The sequence below is a fragment of the Cellulomonas sp. EB106-03-03-XG116 genome (assembly GCF_058792015.1).
In genome coordinates this window covers 1-24,923 of sequence record NZ_JBYTEP010000022.1, presented here as the reverse complement: position 1 = coordinate 24,923, position 24,923 = coordinate 1, and the positions used below count along the sequence as shown (strand labels likewise).

The following is a 24,923-nucleotide window of genomic DNA, read 5'->3' as shown; positions in this document are numbered from 1 at the left end:
GAGCCGCCGTCGGACCGGCGCCGGAGCGCGTCAGGCGGTGCGCCGCCGCGCTGCCCCGCCCAGCACGACCCCCGAGATGACGAGGCCGATCACGGTCAGCCCCGCCCCGACCCAGGCCGGCGCGACGTAGCCGAGCCCGCCCGCGATCACGAGCCCCCCGACCCAGGCCCCGAACGCGTTCCCGGCGTTCAGCGCGGAGTGGCACAGCGCGGCGCCGAGCGACGGCGCGGACGGCGACAGGTCCATGAGCCACGCCTGCAGCGACAGCCCGAGCACCTGCGTCGTGACGCCCAGCAGCACGATCGCCAGCACGCCGGGGACCACCCACTGCGCGAGGACCGCGATCAGCACGAGCGCGACGATCGTCGACGCGAAGCCGAGCAGCACCGTCCGCGCCACCGACCGGTCGGCCAGCCGCCCGCCGAGCAGGGTGCCGATCGTCATGCCGACGCCGAACAGCGCGAGCACGATCGGCACCGAGGCCTCGGCCAGCCCGGTGACCTCGGTCAGCAGGGGCGAGACGTAGGAGTACACGGCGAACATGCCGCCGAACCCGATCGAGCCCGCCGCGCACGCCACCCAGAGCCGGCCGTTGCGCAGTGCGCCGAGCTCCGCCCGCACCGTCGCGCCGTCCCGCACCGGCAGCCCCGGCAGGAACCGGAGCAGCGCCAGCAGCGTCAGCGCGCCGAGGACGCCCACGGCGACGAACGCGACCCGCCAGCCGAACACCTGCCCCAGCACCGTCGACAGCGGCACGCCGACGACGTTGGCGATCGTCAGGCCGGCCATCATCGTGGCGACCGCCTGACCGCGGCGGCCGGGCCCGGCGACGTGCGCGCCCATCACGGCGCCGACGCCGAAGAACGCGCCGTGCGGCAGGCCCGCGACGAACCGCGCCGCCACCAGCCAGCCGAGCGACGGCGCGAGCGCCGACAGCACGTTCCCGACGGTGAACGCGGCCATGAGCAGCAGGAGCAGCTTCCGGCGGTCCATCCGGGCGGCGATCGTCGTCAGCAGCGGGGCGCCGACGACCACGCCGAGCGCGTACGCGGTGATCGCGTGGCCGGCCTCGGGGATCGTGGCGTCGAGGTTCTCCGCGATGAGCGGCAGCAGGCCCATCGTCGCGAACTCGGTGGTGCCGATCGAGAACCCGCCGAGCGCGAGCGCCAGCAGCGGCAGCCGCGCGCGGCGGCGGACCAGGCTCGGGTCCAGGACCACGTCGGTGTCGACGGCGGGCCCGGTGCCCGGCGTGCTCGTGTGCATGTGCGGCTCCCCGCGGTCGTCGTCGGTGGACCGCGTGGAACCCGGCGGCAAGAGCGCCGGGTGCGGCGGCCCGTCCCGGCAGACCGCGTCGGCGAGGAGTCCGGTGCCGCCAGCCTACCGGCCGGTCGGGTCCGTCCCGGGTGGCGACCGCGCGCGTCAGGGGGTGTCGAGCAGCACCCAGATCGCCCGCGCGGCGACCTCGCCGAGCTCGACCGGTCGCGCCTCGGCGGCGGCGCCCACGGCCTCGGCCGCCGCGTCCGCGACCGACCCGCCGGCGACAGGCAGCACCCGCACCGCGATCATCCCGGCGAAGTCGCGGCGCTCGACGACCTCGACCCGGGCGTCCAGCACCACGCCCACCGAGGCGAGGTAGCGCAGCAGGCCGGGGTCGGCGTCGGAGATCCGGGCGATCCGGCCCGACCCCGAGGTGAGCTCCCAGAGCATGTCCGCGGCGGGCGTCGGCACGGTGCCGTCGGGCGCGGGGATCGGGTCGCCGTGCGGGTCGCGCGTCGGGTGGCCGAGTCGGGCGTCGATCCGCTCGACCATGAGGTCCGACACGGCGTGCTCCAGCACCTCCGCCTCGTCGTGCACCTCGTCCCAGGCGTAGCCGAGCTCGCTGACCAGGAACGTCTCGATCAGCCGGTGCCGGCGGACCACCTGCACCGCGTGCCGGACGCCCTCCTCGGTGAGCGTGATCGCGGCGTACGGCGCGTGCTCCACGAGGCCCTGGTCGGCGAGCCGCCGCACCGTCTCCGACACGGTCGAGGCGCCGACGCCCAGCCGCCCGGCGAGCATCTTGGTGGTCACGGGGGCCGACGACCACTCGCGCGCGGTCCAGACCACCTTGAGGTAGTCCTGGGCCACGGGGGTCAGGTCGCTGGTCTCGCTCACGCGGACAAGGTTAGGGCCCCGCGCCGACCACCCCACGCGAGTCGCGCCCGCCCAGGTCGTCGGTCTCGTCCACCGCAGGGGGTGCGGAACCGACGACCTCGGGCGGGACCGACGACCTCGGCGGCCGCCGTCAGCCCTGGGCGTCGCGCCAGGCCACCCACTGCTCGACCAGGGACAGGTCGTAGTCCGGGCCGCCGACGCCGACGGTGAACAGCGTCACGCCCGCCTCGACCAGCGGCGCCGCCACCTCGGCCGGCGGCGCGCTGACCCCGACGCTGCGCTCGACCAGCGCCGCGGTGTCCCGGCCGACGGCCTCGCCGTGCTCGTCGAGGATCGCGCTCTTGCGGGTCAGCGTGTCCAGGTCCCCGAACGAGTGCCACACGTCGGCGTGCTCGGCGACGACCCGGAGCGTCTTCCGCTCGCCGCCGCCGCCGATGAGGATCGGGATGTCGCGGGTCGGCGCCGGGTTGCCGGCGGCGAGGCGGGCCTTGATCCGCGGCAGCGCCGACGCCAGCTCGGCGATCCGGGTGCCCGGGGTGCCGAACTCGTAGCCGAACTGGTCGTAGTCCTTCTCGAACCAGCCGGCGCCGACGCCCAGGATCAGGCGGCCGCCGCTGATGTGGTCGACGGTGCGGGCCATGTCGGCCAGCAGCTCGGGGTTCCGGTACGAGTTGCAGGTCACCAGGGCGCCGATCTGCACCCGGCTGGTCTGCTCGGCCCAGGCGCCGAGCATGGTCCAGCACTCGAAGTGCTTGCCGTCCGGGTCGCCGTAGAGCGGGAAGAAGTGGTCCCAGTTGAAGATCACGTCCACGCCGAGGTCCTCGGCGCGGCGCACCGCGTCCCGGATCTGCGCGTAGTCGGCGTGCTGGGGCTGGATCTGGACTCCGATGCGGAGCGGTCGCGTCATGAGGAGACCGTACGTCCGCGCGGGCGGGCACAGAGAACGAGCGATGGGTTGCGCAGGGTCCAGCACGGCGGCTCAGACACCCCCACTGGGCCAGCAGGGTGAAGAAGGCCGGAAGCACCTCCACGGCGGCCGAAACCTCCCTAAAGTCCCATCGCCGGATCCCGACTCGAGGGTAGACAACGTGCCGACACCGATCTCGCTTAAGCAGATGGAAGTCCTCCCCGCATACCAGGACTTGCGGAAGACAGCAGGGGTCGGCACACCACCACTCGTCGCGGTTGTCGGAGCGGGCCTCAGCGCACCCGCTGGCCTCCCGACTTGGAACGCACTCCGCGGTCGACTGGTTGCCGAGGTGAGGATCCTCGCCTCCCAGGCCGGAACCAGAGCCGAGTCTGACCGCCTGTCGGCCATCGCGGACGCCGCCTCGGGAAACCTTTCACCTTGGGCCGCATTCCAGTTGCTGAAGCAGGAGCTCGGTGACGCCACCTACACGGCCACGATCTCCACCGCGCTCGCCCTGCCTGATGGCGCCGAAGCCCCTGCGACGTACTCCGCGCTGTGGAGAGGCCCCATAGCCGGAGTCGTTACACCCAATCTCGACCCATTTGCGTCTATGGGGTTTTCCAAGGCGTTCCCTGGACGCGAACTCAAATCGATGACGGGGGCATCCGCACCCAGGCTGCGACGCGTTCTGTACAGCGGGCACCCGTTCTTGATAAACCTTCACGGCAACACCGACGACCCGGGGACGTGGGTTTTCACACAAACCGAACTCGCCCGCCTGCACACCAGCAGTTACAGGGAATTTATGCGAGCGCTGTTCACTTCTTTTACCGTTCTCTTTATCGGTATCAGCGCGGAAGACGTCGCAATCGGCGGCCCGCTTGCCACGCTAACCTCCGACGACATCCTGGGGCAGACGCACTACTGGATCACCGACCGCACAGACCCGAAAGTTCGAACTTGGGCGGAGAGAGTAGGGATCCGCACACTGCCCTACGACAGCACCCACGGTCACAAGATTGTCGACGACATCTTGCAAGATTTGGGGAGAGCGATCGCTCCGGAACCAACTGCCCCTCACGTTATCTCCGACACCGCGGTCCCCGCCACCGCGCTCCCTCCCGTGGCTGAACTCATGACACAACCACTCGAAGACGTTCGCTACGCGTTGAACTCGCGTGCAAAGCAGCTTCTTGCCATGGATGGAGCCGACAGGCTCTACGACGAGTTCGTGATCGAGTACGACCAGGCGATTCACGGCGCCTGGTACACGAACAGCCGCGATCACAAACTAATGGGAAACACGCTGATCGAGGCGGTAAAGAGCGGCGCGTTTGGACAAGTGTATCGCGCACTCACTCCTGACGGGAGCCAAATCGCAATCAAGGTTCTCCTGGCCGAGAATCGGACCAATGCCGAACTCATGAAGTCGTTCCGGCGCGGAGTGCACGCGATGCGCATCTTGGGCGAGCGTGGCGTTCCCGGGATGGTTACCTTTCACGACGCCTCTGAGATACCGGCTTTCGTGGCAATGGAATGGGTAGAAGGCCCGGACCTCGGAATTGCGAAGGACTCCCAACTACTCGATGACTGGGCTGACATCCTCTGGGTCGGTAGCTCGCTCGTCTCGATCATCTCACGCGCGCACTCGCTGCCCGAACGTGTACTTCATAGAGATGTCCGGCCGGCTAATATCATGCTCAGAGGCGGATGGGGAAGGCGCGAGGATTGGGAGGTCGTCGTCCTCGACTTCGATCTTTCAACCTTTGACGGCGCACGGCAGCGGTCCGTTCTTGCCGCAGGGAGTTCCCTTGGCTACCTAGCACCGGAGCAACTCAACCCCACGTTGAAAGTGTCCACGCGGAACGCCGCGGTTGACTCATTTGGCATCGGGATGACCCTGCTATTTCTTTGCTCTGGCCAGGAGCCAGAAATGCATGCGGAGCGATTCGAGGACTTCGAAGATAGGATTTTGCGAGCCGTTACTATTCCGCGAGGCGCAGCCTGGACTTCGCTACCTACCCGTGTTGCGCGCATCATCCGTGGCGCCACGCGCGAAGCGCAGCCCGCACGCTGGCCAGTCGACCGCATTGGCGCGGAACTGGAGCGCCTGTCCATCGCGCAGGCGGCGCCCGAGTCCATCGAAGATGCGGATCTGGTCGCGGATGAAATCGTCGCGCGCTGTGCAAGGATCCGCGGTTCGCGATGGGACGAAGACCACGAGACGATCGAGTACGTTAGCATGAGCGGGATTCGTGTCGAGGTTCGCGGCAAGATCGACAGCGATAAGGTCGAGCTCCTCCTGCGCTGGGACGCGACGGGCGTCGAGGATCGGTCGAGCCTCGTAAAATTCATGCCCGAACGGGTGCAACGATCGCTGGCGCGTTTGAAATCCGGCGGGTGGAAAGTGTCAGAAAAGGACACCTCGTCCAAGTCTGTCTACATCCGGGCTTCAGTGTCAACGAAAGGAATCTGGGCACGGTTCGAGTCGGTATCTGCAGCACTGGATGACACCGTCGGCAACTTTCAGTTCGGATGACAGCACGAGCTGCTTGTGAACTCCGCGCCACCTAGGCCTAGAGTCTTGGCGCGCCGTCCGGGCGCCGGACATCGGAGGTACACAGTGCTCGACGCCGTCGCGCCGATCCCCCTGCGCTGGGTCGGACCCCTGCGGATCAGCGGCAACGTGATGTCCGGCGAGACCGAGGTGCCGCTCGCGACCTACGAGTCGCCGCTGTGGCCGTCGGTCCGCCGCGGCGCCCGGCTCTCGACGATGGTCGAGGGCGGGATCAAGGCCACGCTGGTCGACGAGCGGATGTCCCGCTCCGTGCTCCTGGAGGCCGACGACGCCGAGGCCGCGCTCGCCGCCTGGCAGCACCTGTCGTCCCGGCGCGAGGAGCTGGCGGCCGTCGTCGCGACGAGCAGCCGGTTCGCGCGGCTCATCGACCTGCACGTCCAGATCGCCGCGAACCTGCTGTTCGTGCGGTTCGAGCTGACCACCGGCGACGCGTCGGGCCACAACATGGTGACCAACGCGGCCGACAAGCTGATGGACCACGTCCTCGCGACCGTCCCGGGCGTCCGGTACGGCTCGATCTCCGGCAACTTCTGCTCCGACAAGAAGGCGACGGCGGTCAACGGCATCCTCGGGCGCGGCAAGAACGTCGTCACCGAGATCGTGCTCCCCCGCCGGCACGTCGAGCGGTTCCTGCACACGACGCCCGAGGCGGTCGTCCAGCTGAACATCCGCAAGAACCTGATCGGCACGATGCTCGCGGGCGGCCTGCGGTCGGCGAATGCGCACTACGCCAACATGCTGCTGGCGTTCTACCTGGCGACGGGCCAGGACGCGGCGAACATCGTCGAGGGCTCCCAGGGCCTGACCCACGCCGAGGTCCGCGACGGCGACCTGTACTTCTCCTGCACGCTGCCGAACCTGATCGTCGGCACGGTCGGCAACGGCAAGGGGCTCGACTTCGTCGAGGAGAACCTGGTCCGGCTCGGCTGCCGCGAGGAGCGCGAGCCCGGCGACAACGCCCGCCGGCTCGCGGTGCTGTGCGCGGCGACGGTGCTGTGCGGCGAGCTGTCGCTGATGGCGGCGCAGACCAACCCGGGCGAGCTGATGGCCGCGCACCTCACGCTGGAGCGCGGCGCGCCGGCGAAGGGCTGACCCGGACGGCGGGAGGCCGGCGATGACCAGCAGCACCGACGACGAGGGCGCCCCCTGGGCCCGGCTCGCGTACACCCCCGTGCTGGACGACGAGCCGCTGCACTGCCTCGAGGTCACCCGCACCGGCACGGCCGACGCCCCGACCGGCGTGCTGTCGCGGTGGGCCGCCGACCCCGGGCCCGAGTCGCTGCCCGACCTCGTCGTCGAGTCGGCGGTGCTCGACGCGGACGACCCCGCCGACGACCCCGCCCGCGCCGTCGCGGCCCTGCGGGCCTGGCTGAGCCACGCGCGGGCGACGCTCGGCGACTGGTCCCGCGAGGGCTTCGCGAGGGACGACGCCGCGCTCCCGGACACCGTCGAGCACGTCCCCGACGCGCTGGTGGCCGACGGCTCGCGCGTCCCCGGCGCGCTGGCCCGGATGGGTGACCTCACGGCCCGTGCGGCGCGGCGCGACGGTCACGCGCTCGTCGTCGTCCGCCGCGGCCCCGCGGGAGCCGCCCCCGCGCGCGTCATCAGCGGGATGCCGCGCCTCGCACCGCCCGCCATGTGACCATGTTCACGAACCGGAAGAATCCGGGCACCCCACGCGTTCCGTGTGGAGCAGGTGAAGAGTCCCGGCGCTCGCTGGTCGGTGCTCGCACGCAGGGCTACAGTCGTCCGGGCCCAGCGTGACCGCCGACGACGGCGGGCCGCGTCAGGGGCCCGCCGGACGCCGGGTCACCCGCCCGCGGACGACGTCCAGCCGGAGAGGATCCCACCCCGACATGCAGCTCGGCATCGACGACCTGGCCTTCGCGACCGCGGGCCGGTACCTCGACCTGGCGAACCTGGCGCCCGTGCACGGCGTCGAGCCGGCGAAGTACACGGTGGGCCTCGGCCAGGACCGGATGAGCGTGTGCGCCCCCGACGAGGACGTCGTGACGCTGGCCGCCGCGGCCGCGCTCCCCCTCGTGGAGGGCCTCCCCGACGAGGAGCGGGCCGCGATCCGCACCGTCCTGCTCGCGACCGAGAGCGGCATCGACCAGTCGAAGTCCGCCGGCGTCTACGTGCACCACCTGCTCGGCCTGAACCCCGCCGCGCGCGTCGTGGAGCTCAAGCAGGCCTGCTACTCCGGCACCTCCGCGCTGCAGATGGCGCTGGCTCTCGTGGCCCGGAACCCGGAGCAGAAGGTGCTCGTCATCTGCTCCGACGTGGCCCGCTACGACGTGGGGTCCTCCGGCGAGCCGACCCAGGGCTGCGGCGCCGTCGCGATGCTGGTCACCGCGAACCCGCGCCTGGTCGCGATCGAGCCGGTCTCGGGCCTGCACACGACCGACGTCATGGACTTCTGGCGCCCGAACTACCGGACCACCGCGGTCGTCGACGGCCGGCTGTCGCTCCGCGCGTACACCGACTCCCTGACCGGCGCGTGGCAGGACTTCCGCGCCCAGGGCGGCGCCGAGTTCGGCGAGATCGACGCGTTCGTCTACCACCAGCCGTTCACCAAGATGGCGGTGAAGGCGCACGCGCACCTGACCCGCCTGGCCGGCGCCCCGCGCGACGCCGAGGTGATGGACGCGCAGATCGCCGACACGCTCCGGTACAACCGCGAGATCGGGAACTCCTACACCGCGTCGATGTACATCGGCCTGGCGTCGCTGCTCGACCACGCGGCGGACGACCTGGGCGGCTCGCGCATCGGGTTCTTCTCCTACGGCTCCGGCGCCGTCGGCGAGCTCTTCACCGGCGTGGTCCAGCCCGGCTACCGCGCGCACCTGCGCGCCGCCGCGCACCGCCGGCTGCTCGACGAGCGCGACGAGGTGTCGCACGCCGAGTACCTGCGGATCGTCGCCCCGGTGAACCCGGTCGACGGCGGGGACCACGACGTCGAGCGCCTGACCCGCGGCCCGTTCCGGCTCGCGGCGATCACGGGGCACCAGCGGCTGTACGAGCGCACGGAGGCCGCGGCGACCGCGGTCGCCTGACGACGCGACGCCGCCCCGTCCGGGGCGGCGCCCGCGCCTACTGGTACGTCACCAGGTCCGGGACCGGCTGCACCGCGTAGGTCTGCGCCGGGTCCAGCATCGGCGTGTCCTCGTCGTAGAAGTTCTTCCAGCCCCAGTGCACGTCCGGCGCGCCCTGGTGCAGCGTCGCCCAGGTGCCGGCCTTCGCGGGCTGCGACCCCTGGCCGTCGGCGTGGATGATCATGGCCAGCTCGTCGTGCCCGGTGTGCAGCCGCTCGCGGTCGGTGATCATCCGGAGCGAGAACTGGTGCAGCAGGAACATCTTCTGCGGCAGCTGCCGGTCGCGGGTGTAGGTCGCGAGCCAGTCGGCGGTGGCGTTGACCTCGTCGATGCCCACGGACCCGATCTGGCGCAGGTGCACCTGGTCGGGCGCGAGCCGCCACTCGGGGTCGAGCGCGAGGCCGACGTGCGGGTACGCCAGCAGCTCGGCGTACTGCTGCGCCTGCGTGAGGAAGTCGGTGCGGCCCGGCTGCAGGTCGATGACGACCGCCTGCCCCGCAGCCTGCGCGGCCTCGACGATCGGCCGCAGCTCGTCGACCGACCGCGCGCGCGAGTACGAGCCGTCCGGCTCCGGCGCGGCCGACGCGATGGTCGCGATGACCTCGAGCGTCGGCACCACGGTGTCGGAGGTGAGCGACCGGTACGGGGCGGCGGTCTGCTCGGCGCGGGCGATGGTCGCCGGGACGTCCTGCTCCCCCAGCACGCCGAGCGCGGCGGTGCCGGGCGTGCCGTACAGCGCGACGTAGCGCTTGCCGTCCACGCCGGGCGCGGACGCGGGGTCCGGGAACACCAGCTGGCCACCGCCCGGCAGCTCGACGCCCGTCGAGGCGCTGGCGACGCGGGGACCGAGGCGGGCGGCGTCGCCGAACGACGACCCGACCGCGACCACGGTGTCCACGCCGGTGAGCGCCTGGACGGCGGCGGAGGTGGCGCGCGGGTCCGCGCCCGGGACGTCGACGACCGGCAGGCCCGCGGCCCGGGCGGTCGCGGCGGCGACGGCGGTGCCCGGGGGCGCGGCGTGCGTGTCCACGAGCAGGGCGGCGGCGTCGGCGGCCGCGGGCGGCTCGATCGTCGTGGTGGGCAGGCCGAGCACGGCGTCCTGCTCCGGCGTGGCGGCGTCGGCGGCGTCGGACGCGGCGCGGTCCGTCGTGGGCCCCGCGTCGGTCGGCCCGGGGTCGGGCGACGCCGTCGGGGCGGCGCCGTCGTCGGGTCGCGCGGCGCCCCGCAGCAGCGCCGGCTCCGGTCCGGCGAGCCGCGCGACGGCCGCCACGAGACCGGCGGCGTCCACCTCCTGCTCCTCCCCCGTGGCCAGCCCGAGGTCGGCCAGCGCGGGGTCCCCGGCGTCGACGCCGTAGGTCCGCAGCCCGTCCGGGAGGTCGGCGGCCAGCGCGGCGCGCCCGTCCGCGTCGTCGTCGACCACGACCACGTCCGTGGTGCCGAGGCGGTCGAGCTCGTCGGCCACGCCCGCGCCGGCGACGAGCACCGGCGAGCCGAGCGCGACGGCCGCGGTGGCGGCGGGGGCGACTACCGCCGGGGCCTCGTCCGCGACCAGCACCGCCACGGGCGCCTCGGCGAACAGCGCGGCGCTCACCGCGAGCGCCGTCCCGGCCGCGGTCCCGTCGGGGACGACCGTGGTCGGGGCGTCCGGCAGCGCCACGGCCGACCGCAGCGTCACGGCCGACGGCGTCGGGTCGGGGGTGGCGCCGTCGGTCCCCCCGCCGGTGCAGGCGGCGAGCAGGCCGAGGGCGGCGAGCGCGGCGACGGGGCGCCAGGCGCGGAACGGCCGGGGCCGGTGCGGACGGGTCGGGCGGGCGGGTGCGGCAGGCACAGCTCTCCGGGGCCGGGGACACGGGGACCCCGCCACTGTAGGCAGGCCCACCGACGCCCGGCGAGGCCGCCGCCGCCCGACGGCCCGCGGGGCGGCGCGGGCGCGCCGGGTCGGGGATGATCGGGGCATGACCCCCGAGCCCACGCAGCAGGAGTTCAGCACCGCCGGTGCGTACGTCACCAGCGGCGAGGAGTTCGTCCGCGACCAGAGCTACATCACCACGCGGATCACCGCCGACGGCCGGGACGGCTACCCGGTCGAGCCCGGCCGGTACCGGCTCGTGGTGTCGCGGGCGTGCCCGTGGGCGAACCGGGCCATCATCGTGCGCCGGCTGCTCGGCCTCGAGGACGCGATCTCGATGGGCGTCTGCGGCCCGACGCACGACGCCCGCTCCTGGACCTTCGACCTGGACCCGGGCGGCGTGGACCCGGTGCTCGGCATCCCGCGGATCCAGGACGCGTACTTCCGGCGGTTCCCGGACTACCCGAAGGGCATCACGGTCCCGGCGATCGTGGACGTGCCGTCGGGGGCGGTCGTCACGAACGACTACGCGCAGCTGACCCTCGACCTGTCGACCGAGTGGACGGCGTACCACCGCGCGGGCGCGCCCGACCTGTACCCCGAGCACCTGCGGGACGAGATCGACCAGGTCGCGCGGAGGGTGTTCACCGATGTGAACAACGGCGTGTACCGCTGCGGGTTCGCCGGGTCGCAGGAGGCGTACGAGCGCGCATACCGCCGGCTGTTCTCGCGCCTGGACTGGCTGTCGGAGCGGCTGTCGACCCAGCGGTACCTGGTCGGCGACACCATCACCGAGGCCGACGTCAGGCTGTTCACCACGCTGGTCCGGTTCGACGCGGTCTACCACGGGCACTTCAAGTGCAACCGCTCGAAGCTGACCGAGATGCCGGTGCTCTGGGCGTACGCGCGGGACCTGTTCCAGACCCCGGGGTTCGGCGACACGATCGACTTCGACCACATCAAGCGGCACTACTACGTGGTCCACGAGGACATCAACCCGACGCAGATCGTCCCCGCCGGCCCGGACCTGCGCGGCTGGCTGACCGAGCACGGCCGGGGGTCGCTGGGCGGCCGCCCGTTCGGCGACGGCACCCCGCCGGGCCCGGTTCGGTCGGGCGAGCAGGTGGACCCGGCCCACACCGCGGAGTCGATGGCGGGCTGACCCCGGCGCCGCCGCGCCGCGCGAGGTCGAGGGTTTCGCCCGCCGGGCCCGCCGGAAACCCTCGACCTCGACGGAAACGCTCGACCTCGGCTGAACGCCGGGCCGCGCCTACGCCGCGACCGGGCGCACCCGGACCACGTTGCGCCACGGGTCGTCGAACGTCACCGTCGCGCCGTCGTCGCGCACCGCGACACCGTGCGCCGCGAGGCGCTCGCGCAGCGCGCCCACGTCGTCGGTCCCGGGCACCACCAGGGTGACCTCGCCCAGGCCCAGGCTGCTCGCCCGCGGGCCGGCGCCGGCGGAGTTCCACGTGTTCATCGCCATGTGGTGGTGGTACCCGCCCGCGGAGACGAACAGCGCGCCGTGCCACTCGGCCATCACGTCGAAGCCCAGGGCGTCGACGTAGAACGCGCGCGCCCCGGCGACGTCGCCGACCTGCAGGTGCACGTGCCCGACGACCGGCTTCCCGGCCGGGGCGGCCAGCGCGGCGTCGGTGACGTGGCCCTGGATGAACTCGTTCGGGTCGAGCCGCAGCGAGTCCATGAGGACCCGGCCGTTCTCGTCGTAGCCCCACAGGTCGCGCGAGCGGTCCCAGTACAGCTCGACGCCGTTGCCCTCCGGGTCGGTCAGGTAGAACGCCTCGGACACCAGGTGGTCGGCGCTGCCGACGTAGGTGCGCGGCGCCCGCGCGGCGACGGACGCGAGCGTCGCGGCCAGCGCCTCCTGCGTGTCGAACAGGATCGCGGTGTGGAACAGGCCGGCCTGGCCGCGGCTGGTCGGCGGCAGGTCGGGCGTGTGCCGGAGCACCATCAGCGGCTGGGTCCCCCGCCCGAGGACGACGACGTCGGGGCGGCCGGCGCCCTCGATGCGCTCGTCCGGGCGCTCGACGACCTGCAGGCCGAGCACGTCGCGGTAGTACCGCAGCTGCAGGTCGAGGTCGCCGACCAGCAGGGTCACGGGGCCCATGGCGGTGTCGGCGGCGAGGCGGTCGAGGGCGGGGCGGGGGTCGGCGGTGGTCATGCGCAGAACAATAGTTGAGGCTTCAACGGTTGTCGAGACACACGTCGGCGTCCGGGCGCGCCGGAGCCGCACGACCGGGCGCCGGTCGCGCGGGGCGCGCGCCGTCAGCCCGGCGTCAGCCCCGGCGCTGCAGGTCGTTGCGGCCGAAGTCGGTGAGGAACCGCGGCCCGCGCTCGCGCAGCTCCGCCTCGTAGTCCCCCGCCCAGCCGCGGTACGGCACCCGCGCCAGGCCGTCGTTCGCGAACCGGGCGTCGTCGGTGACCTCGGACTCGCAGAACGCCGGGATCTGCAGGTCGGTCACCGGGCCCGAGCGCTCGCACTCGGCGATCACGAGCGGGGCGTTCGGGCCGCCGAAGACGTCCACCACCCAGCCGTCCGCACCCAGCCACACGGAGTACCGGTTCTTCACGATCCGGTGGCCGCCGCGGCGGATCATCTCGGTGCCGACGAGGACGTCGATCTCCCGCTCCGCCTCGTACCGGGTGCCGACGTTCATCGGGCCCTTGAGCGTGACGGCGCAGAAGTCGAACCGGTCGCCGACCTCCTCGAGCACGTCCAGCGGGTCGGCGTCGGGGCCGAGCGGCAGCCGCAGGCCGGAGGCCTGCACCCGGAGCCGGAGCGCGTAGCCGTCCTGGGCGAGGAAGTACGACTGCACGATGAGCACCGGGTCGGGCTCGGACAGCAGCTCCATGGGCGGCGTCCGCACGAAGAACCGGCGCTCGAACTCGAAGTCGCCGTACCCGGTGTCGCTCACCACGCCCTCCTCGCGCCGGCACCCGGCGGGGGTCCCGCCGCTGGTCCGCTGCGGGTCACGGTACGCGACCCGCCCGCCCGGGCGGCGGAACCGGGCGCGGACGCGGCGCGCGGGGTGGCGTCAGGCCGCCGCGCCGAGGTCCATCCCGAGCGTCCGACCCCACGCGTGCGCCTCGACCTGGCGGAAGCCCACACGGTCGTAGAACGCGATCGCGCCGGCGTTCTGCTCGGCCACCCCGAGGTGCAGCCCGCGCACGCCGCGCTCGCGCAGCGCCCCGGCCAGCGTCTCGATCAGCGTCCGCCCGAGGCCGCGGCCCTGGGCGCGCGGCAGCAGGTCGATGTGCAGGTGCGCCGGGAACCGGTCGGTGACCGCGGGGTCGTACCGGGCGCCGTCGTGGACGGTGCCGAGCAGCTCGTGGTCCCGGTAGCCGGCGACCTCGGGTCTCCGCGGGTACCGCTCCCGCAGGGCCGGCCACCACGCCTCCTCCTGCCAGCGCGCGAAGGCCTGGGAGTCGGCCGTGCCGACGACGTAGCCGACGACGCCGTCGTCGTCGGTGACCACCCAGGTCAGCGACGGGTCCGCGACCGGGTACGGGCCCGCGTACACGTGCCCGAGCAGGTCGGGGTCCCGGTACACGGGCGTGGCGTCAGTCCCCGCGTCGCCCGTCAGCAGGCACACGCGGTACATCCCCGGCAGGTCGCACGTGGCGAACGGTCTCACCCGCATGGCCAGCGACCCTACCGGCCGGGTCCGACGCGGTGGGAGACGCGGCCCGCGGCGCGCGCTCCCGGACCAGCAGCACCCCGCCGAGCACCAGCACCCCGCCGACGACCTGCGCCGCGCCGAGCGCGTACCCCGTGGCCGCGCTGATCAGCACCGTGAACACCGTGATCAGGTTGAGGTACGACCCGGCCTCGGCGGGCGGGACCCGGCGCAGCGCGAGGTTCCAGAGCAGGTACGACCCCACCGACGGCAGCACCGCGATGACGACCAGCGCGACGGTCGCGTCCCGCCCCGACGGCCAGTGCACGTGCCCGGTCGCGGCGAACGGGGCCATCACGACGGCGGCGATCGCGGCCTGCACGGCGGTCGACGCGATGGGCGGCACCCCCGCCAGCCCGCGCCCGCCGATCGTGTACACGCTCCACACCACGATCGCCCCGACCATGAGCAGGTCGCCGACGTTGAGCTCCAGCGAGGTCAGCGCGCCGAGCGGGCCGCCGGTGAGCACCACCAGCACGCCGACCAGCCCGACCAGCATCCCGGCCACGGCGCGCCGCGACGGCGCCCGGCGCACCACCACGGCGCCGAGCAGCGCGATCAGCGCCGGGTTGAGCGCGTTGACCAGCGACGCGTTCACCGACGAGGTGTGCTGCAGGGCGGTGTAGACGAACAGCGCGTACCCGACCATGCCGAGCAGCGCGAGGACGACCTGCCGCGGCCAGGTCCGCAGCACCGCGCGCCAGTCCGGCCGCTCCACGACCTGCGCGATCACGGCGAGCGGCACGGCCGCGAGCGCCCAGCGCAGCGCGGTCAGGCTCACCGGCGTCATCTCCCGCACGGCGACCGCGCCCAGCACGTAGTTCCCGGCCCAGAACAGCGTGGCCCCGACGAGGGCGAGCACGGGTCCGGTGCGGGCGGGGAGAAGCACCCGCGGAGGATACGCGGCTCACCCGCGCGCCCGGTCATCTCCGGGGGTGCGCGTGCCGACACCCTCGGCATGGGCAGGTCCGACGCGCGGGCACCCCGGCTCTACGCGACCCGGGGCCACCTGGCCTGCGCCCTGGGGCTCATGGCCGTGCTGGTCCTCGGCGGCGGGCTGTTCCCGCTGAGCCCGCAGTCGCCGGTGGGCCTGTGGTTCGCCGCGGCCGGGCTGCTCGGTGCGCTGGCGGTCGGCGTGCTGGTGGTGCCGGCGCGCCGCTGGACGATGCCCGGCGCGCTCGCGGTGGCCCTGCTCGGCGCGGGCCTGCTGCTCACGTCCTGCCGGACCGCCGAGGGCCTGGTCGTGCTGTCCATCGGCGTGATGTCGGCCGCTCAGTACGCCGCGTACGCGTTCCGCACCCGGGTCGCCGCGCTGCTGGTCGCCGAGGCGATCGCGGCCGTGACCGTCGGGATGGTGCTGGCGCCCGCGCCGTTCCACGCGCTGACCTGGCTGGTCGTCGTCATCATGACGGTCGCCAGCACGTCGCTGCTCGGGAACGTCACGCACTGGCTCCGCCGGCACGCGACCACCGACGACCTCACGGGGGCGCTGACCCGGGCGGCCCTGCTGGAGCGCCTGGAGACCCGGCTGCGCGAGGCCCGCCGGGCGGGCGTGCCGCTGGCCGTCGTGTCGGCCGACGTCGACGACTTCAAGGCCGTGAACGACACCCGCGGGCACCTCGCGGGCGACGACGTGCTGGTGGAGCTCGTCGCCTCCTGGCGCGGTCCGGCGGCCGGCCGCGCGGTGGTCGGCCGGGTCGGGGGCGACGAGTTCGTGGTCGTGCTGCCGGGCCTCGACGCCGCGGCGGCGCGGCGCTGGGTCGCCGACGCGCGCACCCGCTGCGCGACGCCGTGGAGCGCGGGGATCGCCGACGCCCGTCCCGACGACACGGTGCGCGACCTGCTCGCCCGCGCCGACGTGGCGCTGTACGGGGCCAAGCGGGACCGGCACGTCGGGCGTCCGCCCGCGACGCCGGCGCCGGGCGCGCACCCCGGCGCGCACCCCGACGCGCGCCCGGGACCGCACCCCGACCCGCTCCCCCGCCAGGGCCGCTGACCTTCCCCCGACGGCCCCGCCGGTCGCATACTGCACCGGGGTGGGGGCCGACCGCCCGAGGCACGGACCGAGCGGAGCGCGCATGGGGGCCGGATCCGGCACGCCCGAGGTGACCGTCGTCGTCTGCACCCGCGACGGCGCCGGCCGGCTGCGCCCGACGCTGGAGCACCTGGGGGCGGCGCTCGACGAGGCCGCGCGGACCGACCTGCCGGCGGAGGTCGTCGTCGTGGACAACGGCTCGACCGACGCGACCCCGGACCTGCTCGCCGACGCCGCCCGCCGCGACCCCCGGCTGCGCGTGGTCGCCGAGCCGCGCCCCGGCATCGCCCGCGCGCGGAACGCGGGGGTGGCCGCGGCCGCCGCGCCGGTCGTGCTGTTCACCGACGACGACGTGCACGTCCCGCCGCACTGGGTCCGGCGGATGGCCGAGCCGCTGCGCCGCGGGGAGGCCGACCTGGTCGGCGGGGCCGTCGCCCTCGCGCCGCACCTCGACCGGCCCTGGCTGAGCCCCGCGCTGGCGTCCGCGTACTTCGCCGTCGTGCCCGAGCCGCCCGCCGTCGGCCGGGAGTTCGCCGCCGCCAGCATCGGCACCACCCGCGCGGTGCTCGACGCGGTCCCGTTCGACGAGTCGCTGGGCACCGCGCGCTACCCCGGCGCCGAGGACACCGTGTTCCGGCTCGACGTGCTCGCCGCGGGCTTCCGGCAGGGCGCCGTCGCCGGCGCGACCGTCGAGCACCACCCCGAGCCCGCGCGGCTCGACCCGGCGCGGCTCGCGCGGCAGGCCACCGGGCGCGGGCGTGGCGAGGCCTACCTGGCGCACCACCTGCTGGGGACGCGCCCGGCCGCGGCGGAGTCGGCGGCGAAGCTGGTGGCGACGTGGGCGCTGCTGACCGGTCGGCGGCTGCGCGGCGCGCTCGCGCGCACGGGCGCCGTCGACGAGGAGCTGCTGCGCCTGCGCCGCCGGGTCGCGTTCCACCGCGAGCTGCTGGCCCTGCGCCGCGCGACCCGCCGCCGCGTCCCGGCCTGATACCCGCCCGATCCTCGCGCTGCCGCCCGATCGCTCGGGTGGCAGCGGGCGGATCAGGTGGCGACCAGGAGCCCGGGCGTCAGACCACGAAGCGGGTCGGACCCTCCGGCGCCAGCGCGGACGCGATCCGCGCCGCCATCTCCTGCGACATCGCCGGCATCGCGTCCACCGGGAACCACCGCGCCTCGGTGTTCTCGCCGTCGCCCGGCCCCGGCTCGCCCGACACCCAGCGGAACCGGAACGTCAGGTCGAGGTACTGGGACCGGTCGCCGTTGGCGTACTGCATCGGCGGCAGGGTGTGCACCCAGGTCAGCCGCTCGGCCACCGCCACCACCTCGGTCTCCTCGAGCACCTCGCGGGCACCCGCGACGGCCGGCTCCTCGCCCGGGTCGATGATCCCGGTGACCGGCGTCCAGGCGCCGTCGTCGGCCCGGCGGACCAGCAGCACCTCGTCGCGGCCGTCGCCGCCGGGGCGCACCACGACGGCGCTCACCCCGGGCAGCCAGAGCAGGTCGTGCCCGATGCGGGCGCGGAGGTCGAGGACGAAGTCGGGGGTCGGCACGCCCCCGATGCTAGGCGCCCGGGGCCGCCACCTGGGTGGACGCGGCGATCTCACCGGGCGCGCGGGAAGGGGCCGGTGCTAGCGTCCGGCGCCGATGGTCACCTCTCTGCGCGCCGCGCTGTCCCTGGTCATGCTCGCCGGCTTCTACGTCGTGGCGGTCGGCCTCGCCGTGCTCCTGGGCTGGCTCAGCGTCCTCGCCTTCAGCACCGACCACGTCCGCGGCGCGACGTACCTCGCGGTCTTCGCCCTGCTGCTCGCCTTCGGGATCGTCTCCGCGCTGTGGAAGGTCGCCCGCGCCGAGGCCGCCCCGCCGCACGGCGTCGAGGTGCCGCCGCAGTCCGCGCCCGAGCTGTGGACCGTCGTGCGCGAGCTCGCCGCCGCGGCGCACACCCGCGCCCCGGACGAGATCCGCCTCGTGCCTGAGGTGAACGCCGCGGTGTCCGAGGAGGCCCGGCTGCTCGGCCTCGTCGGCGGCCGGCGCCGGATGTACCTCGGCGTGCCGCTGCTGCAGGGGCTCGACGTCGCGATGCTGCGCTCGGTGCTCGCCCACGAGCTCGGCCACTACTCGCGGAACCACACCCGGCTCGGCCCGCTCGCCTACCGCGGGCGCGCCGTGGTGATGGCGACGGTGCAGGCCACGACCGGCTCGATCGTCGGGTGGCTGCTGGTGGGCTACGCCTGGCTGTACATGCTGGTGTCGGCCGCCGTCAGCCGCCGCCAGGAGCTCGAGGCCGACGAGATCAGCGTCGCGGTCGCCGGGCGGGCCGTCGCCCAGCAGGCGCTGCGCGAGGTCGGGGTCGTCTCGGCCGCCTGGTCGCACTACACCGGGGTCTACGTCGCACCCGCGTTCGAGGTCGGGCTCGCCCCCGCCGCGCCGGCGTTCTTCGGCGGCTTCGACGCGCTGCTGCGCGCCCGGACCGACGAGCTCGCGGACCTGCGCCGCCAGGACCCGGACGCGACGCAGTCCCGGTGGGACAGCCACCCCTCGCACGCCGCCCGGATCGCCGCGATGGACCGGATGCCCGACGCGCACCGCGCGCGGGACACCCGCCGCGCCACCCTGCTGGTCCCGGGCTTCCCGGACGCGGCCGCGATGGTCGCCGAGGGCTCGCTGCGGTTCGAGGACCGGACGCGGCTCGACTGGCCCGCGCTCGGCGCGGCGGCCACGACGCGGAACCGGCAGCGCGTCGCCGACGGCGTGTACCGGGCGGCGGCGCGGCTCGCGGGGCTGCCGCGCGCGACGCTCGCGACGGTCCTCGGCCTCGTCGCGCAGGGGCGCGGCCCGGAGCTGGCGCTCGAGCTCGGCCTGGCGCCGGCCGCGCCGGGCCCGGTCGGTCCGCAGGCCGCCCCGGGCCCCGTCGGCTCGCCCGCCGCCCCCGGCCCGGTCGGCTCGGCCGCCGCCGCGCAGCCCGCCCCCGGGACCGACCCGGTCGCCGACGACGCCGGCTCGCTGGTGGACGCGCTCGAGGTCGTCGTGCGCTCCGCCGCCGTGCAGGCCGGCATCGCCCGTTGGGAGCAGCCCTGGGCCGGCGGCCCGCGCCTGGTCGACCCGGCCGGCGAGCCGATCGACCCGCGCCCGCTCGCGGTGCTCGCCGCCGACCCGGCCACCGTCGCCGACGCGCGCCGGCACCTCGCGGCGCTCCGCGTCGACGTGGATCGCGCGGGCCAGGAGTCCGCGCAGGCCGACGCGCTCGGGGCCTCGCTGCTCGCCGGCGTCGCGTCGGTGTCCGTCGACGGCGCCCGGCACGACGTGCTGGTGCTCGACGAGGGGCTGGTCCTGGTCCCGGCGCCGCGCCGGGGCTCGGGCCGCAAGCGGCTCGCCGCGCTCGTCGAGGGCGCGTCCGTCGGCGAGCTCGCCGCCCGGTACCGCTACCTGCCGTTCGAGGAGGTCGCGACGGCGAAGGTCCGGGGCAAGGTCCCGCTGCGGGCGACGCTCGTGCTGAAGCGCGGCGGCACCGTGCGGCTCAAGGGCCGGTACGGCGCGGACAAGCTCGCGGACAACTCCGAGGCCGTGCTCGCCGCGGCGGTCCTGGCCCTCCGCCGCGCCCGCGCGACGACCCCGGCCCGCGCCTGACCCCGCGGCACGCCCGCCCGTTCGGTGCTCCCGGCCGAGTTCGGTCCCTGCGGGCACCGAACTCGGCGTGAACCACCGAAGCGGCCGACGTCGCCGCTGCCGCGACGGCCCGCGAGGCCGCCCCGGTCAGCCCCGCGGGACCTCGTCGCGCCAGGAGTGCTGCGGCTCGAAGCCGAGCAGCGCCCGCGCCCCGTCGATCGCCAGCAGCGTCTCGTGCGTCCCGAGCTCCCTGCGCACGGGCACGCCCGGGAACTCGGCGGCCAGCAGGTCGGCGGACGGGGTGTCCATGATCGTGTCGGCCGCGGCGATGATGACGTTCTGCGAGCCGGTCGTCTCCACCTCGAGCGCCAGCCGGAAGGCGGTCGCCGCGTCCCGCGCGTCGATGTACCCCCAGAGGTTCCACCGGCGCTTCGCCGGGTCGTCCTGGTACGACGGCACCGCCGCGTACGCCTCGGCGGGGAACACGTTCGACAGCCGGAGCCCGACGAACGGGATGCCGGACCACTCGGAGACCTGCGCGGCGAGGTCCTCGCTCAGCACCTTCGACAGCGCGTAGGTCGTCGTCGGGTGCGGGAAGTGCGCCTCGTCGACCGGGGCGTACCGCGGCGGCACGTCGAACGGCAGGCCGAGCGTCGTCTCGCTCGACGCCCACGCGACCTTGCGCAGCCCGAGCCGCTGGGCGGCGAGGAACACGTTGGCGTTGGCGGCCATGTTGCGGTTGAAGGTGTCGGGCGGCGACTCCATGCCCGGCTGCGGGATGTTGGCCAGGTGCACCACCGCGGAGCAGCCCGCGAGCGCCTCGACGGCCTGCCCGTAGTCGGTGAGCTCGGCGCGGAGCACGTCCACCCCCAGCCCGGCGCGCTCCCCGAAGGGGCCCTGGGCGTCGGACGCCTGCACCCGGTACCCGTGCGCGAGCAGGTCCTGCACCACCGCGCGGCCCACCTTGCCCAGCGCGCCGGTCACGGCGACGGTCTCGGTCATGGCGGCATCCTCGCCCGGCCCGGCCGCGCCGTCCACCGCGGGGCCGTGCCCGCGGCGCGCGCCGGTCACCGCACCGGCAGCCCGACGACCCCCGGCGCCGGGTCCGTCGCCAGCCGCGCGTGCGTCTCCACGTCGAACCGCTCGTCCCCGTACCGGAGCTTCGCCCGCTCGACGCCCTCCGCGGGGTACCCGGCGCGCGTCGCGACCCGGCAGGACGCGGGGTTGTTGACGCGGTGCCCGAGCTCGAGCCGGAACGTCCCGAGCTCGCGCACCGCCCACGCGGACGCGCCGACCAGCGCCGCGGTCGCGAGCCCCCGGCCGCGGGCCCCCGCCGCCAGCCAGTACGACAGCCACGCCGTCCCGTGCACGTCGTCGACCGCGCCGATCCCGACGTTGCCCACGACGAGCCCGTCCACCGCCACCGCGAACGCGTACGACCGCGGCCCGCGCGGCGCCAGGTGGTGGCGGATGTGCTCGGCCGCGGCGGCGTCCGTCGCCAGGTCGGCGCCGCCGGTCTGCCGCACGAGGTCGGGGTCGGCGGCCACGGCGGCGCGCAGCGCGCCCGCGTCGGCCGGGGTCCAGGGGCGCAGCTCCGCGGTCGTCGGGTCCACCGGGCCGCCTGCCGTCACTCCCACGGGCGGGCCGCGAGCGCCGCCAGGTCGACCACCCGGCCGCCCGCGACGACCGCCGCGCGCGGCACCCGCCGCACCAGGGCGTCCATCGGGTTCTCCGCGTCGAGCAGCACCACGTCCGCGCGGGCCCCGGGCACCAGGTCGTGCACCTCGTCCGTGACGAACGCGGCGCCGTCGCGCGTCGCGATCCCGACCACCCGGACCAGGTCCTCGTCGCGCACCACGCCGCCGGCGCGCGCGTACTGCCAGGCGATGCCGAGCAGGTCGCCGTCGCCGTACGGGCTCCACAGGTCGCGGATGCCGTCGGTGCCGAACCCGAACCGCACGCCGGCCGCGTCCAGCTCGGCGAGCGGCAGCTGGCGCATCCGCACCGGCGCGACCGTCGTCATCGTCACGCCCAGCGCGCCCATGCGGTCCAGCAGGTCGCGGCGCCGCGCCGGGTCGACGTCCACGACCGCGAACCCGTGCGCGACGTTGACCTTCCCCGGCGCGATCCCGTCCCGCTCGACGCGGTCGAGGATCAGCTCGATCTCGAACGCGCCGAGGTCGCCGGGCTCGTGCAGGTGGATGTCGAGCCCGCAGCCGTGCTCCGCGGCGATCCGGAACAGCCCGTCGAGCTGCCCCACCGGGTCGCGGTCGATCAGCGCCGGGTCCAGGCCGCCGACGTGCTCCGCCCCCGCGGCGGCAGCCCGGTCCAGCAGCTCCAGGACGCCCGGGCGCCGCAGCACGCCGTCCTGCGGGAACGCCACGACCGTCAGCTCGACCGCGCCGTCCAGCGCCGCGGCCGCCTCGCGGACCGCCTCGATGCCGCGCAGGCCCACGCCCAGGTCGACGTCCACGTGCGTCCGGACGCGGGTCGTGCCGGTCCGCAGGTACTCGCGCAGCACGCGCTCGGCGACGGGGGCGCTCGGGATGCCGAGCTCGTCGCGGCGGGCGCGCTCGTGGGCGATCCGGCCCTGGGTGCCGCCCTCGCCGCCGTACGACTGCCAGGGCAGGCCCCACCAGCTCTTGTCGGCGTGCGCGTGCGTGTTCACCAGGCCGGGCAGCGCGAGCAGCCCGCGCCCCTCGACGACCTCGGCGCCCGGGGCCGCCTCGACGGCGCCGGACGGCCGGACCCAGGCGATCCGGTCCCCCGCGATCCCCACGTCCGACGGCTCACCGCCCCACGGCCGCACGTCCCGGATGATCAGCGTCGCGTCGTCGTGTGCCACCGCGCCATCGTGCCACCGCCGCGCCGTCGCCCCGACCGCGCCGGTCCGCTGCGGTCGCGCCCGCCCCCGGACCGACCTACCTTGCCCGCACCGGGACCGGTGCGGCTCCGCGCCGGCCCGGCCAGCACCGTCGACCCGCGACCGCCGGGCGACGCCGAGACGAGGAGCACCCCCCATGAGCACCTCCGAGGACCCCCGCACGACGCCCGACCGCCCGGTCGCCCCTCCCCCGGACCGCCCGGCCGACCGCCCCGCCGACCGCCCCGTCGACAGCCGCGCCGACAACGCCGCGGACCACCCGGTCGCACCTCCCGCCGACCACCCCGCCGACCGCGCGCCCGCCCACCACGGCGAGGGCGCCCACGTCGCCGCGGCCCCGGACGGCGACCGCGCCGCGGACGCGCCCGCCCTCGCCGAGGCCCGGGCCCACGACCGCCGGGCCGTGGTCGCGCGCGAGAAGGAGGAGTACGGCGGCATCAAGGTCGGCTCGGCGTTCTTCGGCTGGCTGACCGCCACCGGCACGGCCGTGCTGCTCACCGCCGTCGCCGCGGCGGCGGGCGCCGCGGTGGGCGTGGCCAACGACACCTCCGTGGGCGAGGCCGCGGACCAGGCGGCGTCCGACCCCACCACCATCGGGGTCGTCGGCGCCGTGGTGCTCGCGGTCGTCCTGTTCGTGGCGTACTACTGCGGCGGGTACGTCGCGGGCCGGATGGCGCGGTTCGACGGCGCCAAGCAGGGGCTCGCGGTCTGGCTGTGGGCGGTCGTCATCGCGATCGTCGTCGCCGTCGCGGCCCTCGTGGCCGGCGACCAGTACGACGTGCTCGGGCGGCTGGACAGCTTCCCGCGCATCCCGGTCGGCGAGGGCGACCTGACCACCGGCGGCGTCGTCGCGCTGCTGGTCGTCGCCGTGGTCAGTCTCGCGGGCGCGGTGCTGGGCGGGATCGCGGGCATGCGGTTCCACCGCAAGGTCGACCGCGCCGGGCTCGGCGGCTGACGACCGGGGCCCCGGCGCCGGGCGACGGCCCCGGGTCCCGGCCCGGGGCCCCGCACACCCTCTACGCTGCCTCCCGTGCCCGACGACGCCACGCCCCGGACCCTGACCGCCGACGCCCTGCGCGCCCTCGTGGCACCGGTGGGCACGCTCGCGACGGCGGAGCACCTCGAGGGCGGCCAGTTCGCCACCACCTACCGCGTCGGGCTCGCCGGCGGCGGGCGGGTCGTCGTGAAGACGGCGCCCGCGGACTCCCCCGGCCTGCTCACCCACGAGCGCGACCTGATCCGCACCGAGGCCGCGGTGTACGCGCTCGCGGCCGACCGTCCCGACCTGCTCATGCCCGCCCTGCTGCACACCGACTTCAGCCGCGAGGTCGTGCCGGGCGACGTCGTCGTCGCCGCGCACCTCGAGGGCGTCCCGTGGGCGGCCGCCGGCTTCGGTGCCCCGGCGGAGGACCCGCGGGCCGCGCGCGCCCAGGCCGACCTCGGGGCGCTCCTGGGCCGGATCGGCACGGTGACCGGCGAGCGGTTCGGCTACCCGCACCAGCCGCTGCTCCAGGCGACGACCTGGCGCGCGGCGTTCACCGCGGTGGTCGGGGCGCTGCTCGCGGACGCCGAGCGCGGCGCCGTCCCCGGCATCCCGGCCGACCGGGTGCGCGCGGCGCTCGCCGCGCACGCCGGGGCGCTCGACGAGGTGACCGTGCCGCGGCTCGTGCACACCGACCTCTGGCCCGGCAACCTGTTCGTCGACCCCGCGACCGGGGCGCTGCTCGGCGTGATCGACCCGGAGCGCGCGCTGTGGGGCGACCCGCTGCTGGACCTCGTCGGGGCCGACCCGATGTGGGACGGGCTGCCCGCCGCCCTGGTCGGCGACCGGGACGTGACCTCGTCCGGCGCCGCCGCCCGGCTGCTGCTCGCCCGGATGTGGCTCGGCCTGGTGATGACGATCGAGGCCCCGATCCGGGGGTACCAGGGCGACTGGGTCGCGGGCTACGACGCGGCGAACCGCCGCTCGCTGGCCCGGGCGCTGGACGAGCTCGGGGTGTGACGGGGCGGGGGGGGGGGGGGGCCCCCCCCCCCCCCCCCCGGTGCGTCCCCCCGGCCGGTCCAGCGGTTGCCGACCAGCGCGGGGCACGGGACCGTCGGTGGATGGGACGACGACA

22 protein-coding genes are annotated in these 24,923 nt (G+C 75.1%); 10 read left to right on the top strand and 12 right to left on the bottom strand.

Features of this window, described 5'->3' with window-relative positions; translation table 11 throughout:
- Nucleotides 1-30: 30 nt before the first annotated feature.
- From AC3WUG_RS10250 to AC3WUG_RS10240, 3 genes are all read right to left on the bottom strand, one after another.
- Nucleotides 31-1,263: an MFS transporter gene (locus tag AC3WUG_RS10250; RefSeq protein WP_492327555.1), complete on the bottom strand. Its 1,233-nt coding sequence runs from the start codon at nucleotides 1,261-1,263 to the stop codon at nucleotides 31-33.
- Nucleotides 1,264-1,419: 156 nt separating this feature from the next.
- A complete protein-coding gene (locus tag AC3WUG_RS10245) occupies nucleotides 1,420-2,154 on the bottom strand; it encodes a metal-dependent transcriptional regulator (RefSeq protein ID WP_492327554.1) in 735 nt (244 codons plus the stop codon).
- A 130-nt stretch (nucleotides 2,155-2,284) separates the two neighbouring features.
- On the bottom strand, nucleotides 2,285-3,061 hold the full coding sequence (locus AC3WUG_RS10240; RefSeq protein ID WP_492327553.1) for an LLM class F420-dependent oxidoreductase: 777 nt from the start codon (nucleotides 3,059-3,061) through the stop codon (nucleotides 2,285-2,287).
- Nucleotides 3,062-3,242: 181 nt separating this feature from the next.
- Between AC3WUG_RS10240 and AC3WUG_RS10235 the strand changes: the two genes are divergently transcribed.
- The 4 genes from AC3WUG_RS10235 (at nucleotide 3,243) to AC3WUG_RS10220 (ending at nucleotide 8,698) form a co-directional block, all read left to right on the top strand.
- Nucleotides 3,243-5,603: a protein kinase domain-containing protein gene (locus AC3WUG_RS10235; RefSeq protein WP_492327552.1), complete on the top strand. Its 2,361-nt coding sequence runs from the start codon at nucleotides 3,243-3,245 to the stop codon at nucleotides 5,601-5,603.
- An 84-nt stretch (nucleotides 5,604-5,687) separates the two neighbouring features.
- A complete protein-coding gene (locus tag AC3WUG_RS10230) occupies nucleotides 5,688-6,734 on the top strand; it encodes a hydroxymethylglutaryl-CoA reductase (RefSeq protein WP_492327551.1) in 1,047 nt (348 codons plus the stop codon).
- A 22-nt stretch (nucleotides 6,735-6,756) separates the two neighbouring features.
- The gene (locus tag AC3WUG_RS10225; protein ID WP_492327550.1) at nucleotides 6,757-7,284 is read left to right on the top strand and encodes a hypothetical protein; all 528 of its coding nucleotides are present in this window, start codon (nucleotides 6,757-6,759) and stop codon (nucleotides 7,282-7,284) included.
- 214 nt (nucleotides 7,285-7,498) lie between these two features.
- On the top strand, nucleotides 7,499-8,698 hold the full coding sequence (locus tag AC3WUG_RS10220; RefSeq protein WP_492327549.1) for a hydroxymethylglutaryl-CoA synthase: 1,200 nt from the start codon (nucleotides 7,499-7,501) through the stop codon (nucleotides 8,696-8,698).
- Between the two features lie 37 nt (nucleotides 8,699-8,735).
- On the opposite strand, the gene AC3WUG_RS10215 is transcribed toward AC3WUG_RS10220, so the two are convergent.
- Nucleotides 8,736-10,565 carry a hypothetical protein gene (locus AC3WUG_RS10215; RefSeq protein WP_492327548.1) on the bottom strand — a complete coding sequence of 610 codons (1,830 nt, stop codon included), beginning with the start codon at nucleotides 10,563-10,565 and terminating at the stop codon, nucleotides 8,736-8,738.
- Between the two features lie 127 nt (nucleotides 10,566-10,692).
- Here AC3WUG_RS10215 and AC3WUG_RS10210 point away from each other — a divergent pair, with 127 nt between their 5' ends.
- On the top strand, nucleotides 10,693-11,748 hold the full coding sequence (locus AC3WUG_RS10210) for a glutathione S-transferase family protein (protein ID WP_492327547.1): 1,056 nt from the start codon (nucleotides 10,693-10,695) through the stop codon (nucleotides 11,746-11,748).
- Nucleotides 11,749-11,856: 108 nt separating this feature from the next.
- Here AC3WUG_RS10210 and AC3WUG_RS10205 read toward each other — a convergent pair whose 3' ends face one another.
- The 4 genes from AC3WUG_RS10205 to AC3WUG_RS10190 all read right to left on the bottom strand — a co-directional run bounded on the left by AC3WUG_RS10205 (nucleotide 11,857) and on the right by AC3WUG_RS10190 (nucleotide 15,173).
- Nucleotides 11,857-12,768: a VOC family protein gene (locus AC3WUG_RS10205; protein ID WP_492327546.1), complete on the bottom strand. Its 912-nt coding sequence runs from the start codon at nucleotides 12,766-12,768 to the stop codon at nucleotides 11,857-11,859.
- Between the two features lie 115 nt (nucleotides 12,769-12,883).
- Nucleotides 12,884-13,522 carry a CYTH domain-containing protein gene (locus AC3WUG_RS10200; RefSeq protein ID WP_492327545.1) on the bottom strand — a complete coding sequence of 213 codons (639 nt, stop codon included), beginning with the start codon at nucleotides 13,520-13,522 and terminating at the stop codon, nucleotides 12,884-12,886.
- A 120-nt stretch (nucleotides 13,523-13,642) separates the two neighbouring features.
- Nucleotides 13,643-14,209 (bottom strand): GNAT family N-acetyltransferase, encoded by a 567-nt coding sequence (locus AC3WUG_RS10195; protein WP_492327581.1) that lies wholly within the window; start codon nucleotides 14,207-14,209, stop codon nucleotides 13,643-13,645.
- On the bottom strand, nucleotides 14,169-15,173 hold the full coding sequence (locus AC3WUG_RS10190; protein WP_492327544.1) for a DMT family transporter: 1,005 nt from the start codon (nucleotides 15,171-15,173) through the stop codon (nucleotides 14,169-14,171). The genes AC3WUG_RS10195 and AC3WUG_RS10190 overlap by 41 nt, the downstream gene beginning before the upstream one ends.
- Nucleotides 15,174-15,242: 69 nt before the next feature.
- On the opposite strand from AC3WUG_RS10190, the gene AC3WUG_RS10185 reads away from it, so the two are divergent.
- Together AC3WUG_RS10185 and AC3WUG_RS10180 are read left to right on the top strand one after the other, a co-directional pair.
- Nucleotides 15,243-16,280 carry a GGDEF domain-containing protein gene (locus AC3WUG_RS10185; protein ID WP_492327543.1) on the top strand — a complete coding sequence of 346 codons (1,038 nt, stop codon included), beginning with the start codon at nucleotides 15,243-15,245 and terminating at the stop codon, nucleotides 16,278-16,280.
- An 82-nt stretch (nucleotides 16,281-16,362) separates the two neighbouring features.
- Nucleotides 16,363-17,307, top strand: a complete 945-nt coding sequence (locus AC3WUG_RS10180) for a glycosyltransferase family 2 protein (RefSeq protein WP_492327542.1) — start codon at nucleotides 16,363-16,365, stop codon at nucleotides 17,305-17,307.
- A gap of 79 nt (nucleotides 17,308-17,386) precedes the next feature.
- On the opposite strand, the gene AC3WUG_RS10175 is transcribed toward AC3WUG_RS10180, so the two are convergent.
- Nucleotides 17,387-17,869 carry an NUDIX hydrolase gene (locus tag AC3WUG_RS10175; protein WP_492327541.1) on the bottom strand — a complete coding sequence of 161 codons (483 nt, stop codon included), beginning with the start codon at nucleotides 17,867-17,869 and terminating at the stop codon, nucleotides 17,387-17,389.
- A 94-nt stretch (nucleotides 17,870-17,963) separates the two neighbouring features.
- Here AC3WUG_RS10175 and AC3WUG_RS10170 point away from each other — a divergent pair, with 94 nt between their 5' ends.
- On the top strand, nucleotides 17,964-19,943 hold the full coding sequence (locus AC3WUG_RS10170; protein ID WP_492327540.1) for a M48 family metalloprotease: 1,980 nt from the start codon (nucleotides 17,964-17,966) through the stop codon (nucleotides 19,941-19,943).
- Between the two features lie 126 nt (nucleotides 19,944-20,069).
- On the opposite strand, the gene AC3WUG_RS10165 is transcribed toward AC3WUG_RS10170, so the two are convergent.
- The 3 genes from AC3WUG_RS10165 to AC3WUG_RS10155 all read right to left on the bottom strand — a co-directional run bounded on the left by AC3WUG_RS10165 (nucleotide 20,070) and on the right by AC3WUG_RS10155 (nucleotide 22,767).
- Nucleotides 20,070-20,924, bottom strand: a complete 855-nt coding sequence (locus AC3WUG_RS10165; RefSeq protein WP_492327539.1) for an NAD-dependent epimerase/dehydratase family protein — start codon at nucleotides 20,922-20,924, stop codon at nucleotides 20,070-20,072.
- Between the two features lie 65 nt (nucleotides 20,925-20,989).
- The gene (locus AC3WUG_RS10160; RefSeq protein WP_492327538.1) at nucleotides 20,990-21,535 is read right to left on the bottom strand and encodes a GNAT family N-acetyltransferase; all 546 of its coding nucleotides are present in this window, start codon (nucleotides 21,533-21,535) and stop codon (nucleotides 20,990-20,992) included.
- Nucleotides 21,536-21,549: 14 nt separating this feature from the next.
- Nucleotides 21,550-22,767 carry an amidohydrolase family protein gene (locus AC3WUG_RS10155; RefSeq protein ID WP_492327537.1) on the bottom strand — a complete coding sequence of 406 codons (1,218 nt, stop codon included), beginning with the start codon at nucleotides 22,765-22,767 and terminating at the stop codon, nucleotides 21,550-21,552.
- Between the two features lie 175 nt (nucleotides 22,768-22,942).
- Between AC3WUG_RS10155 and AC3WUG_RS10150 the strand changes: the two genes are divergently transcribed.
- Both AC3WUG_RS10150 and AC3WUG_RS10145 read left to right on the top strand, forming a co-directional pair.
- A complete protein-coding gene (locus tag AC3WUG_RS10150; protein WP_492327536.1) occupies nucleotides 22,943-23,761 on the top strand; it encodes a hypothetical protein in 819 nt (272 codons plus the stop codon).
- 75 nt (nucleotides 23,762-23,836) lie between these two features.
- Complete coding sequence (locus AC3WUG_RS10145; protein WP_492327535.1) at nucleotides 23,837-24,808, top strand: phosphotransferase family protein; 972 nt, start codon at nucleotides 23,837-23,839, stop codon at nucleotides 24,806-24,808.
- Nucleotides 24,809-24,923 lie beyond the last annotated feature (115 nt).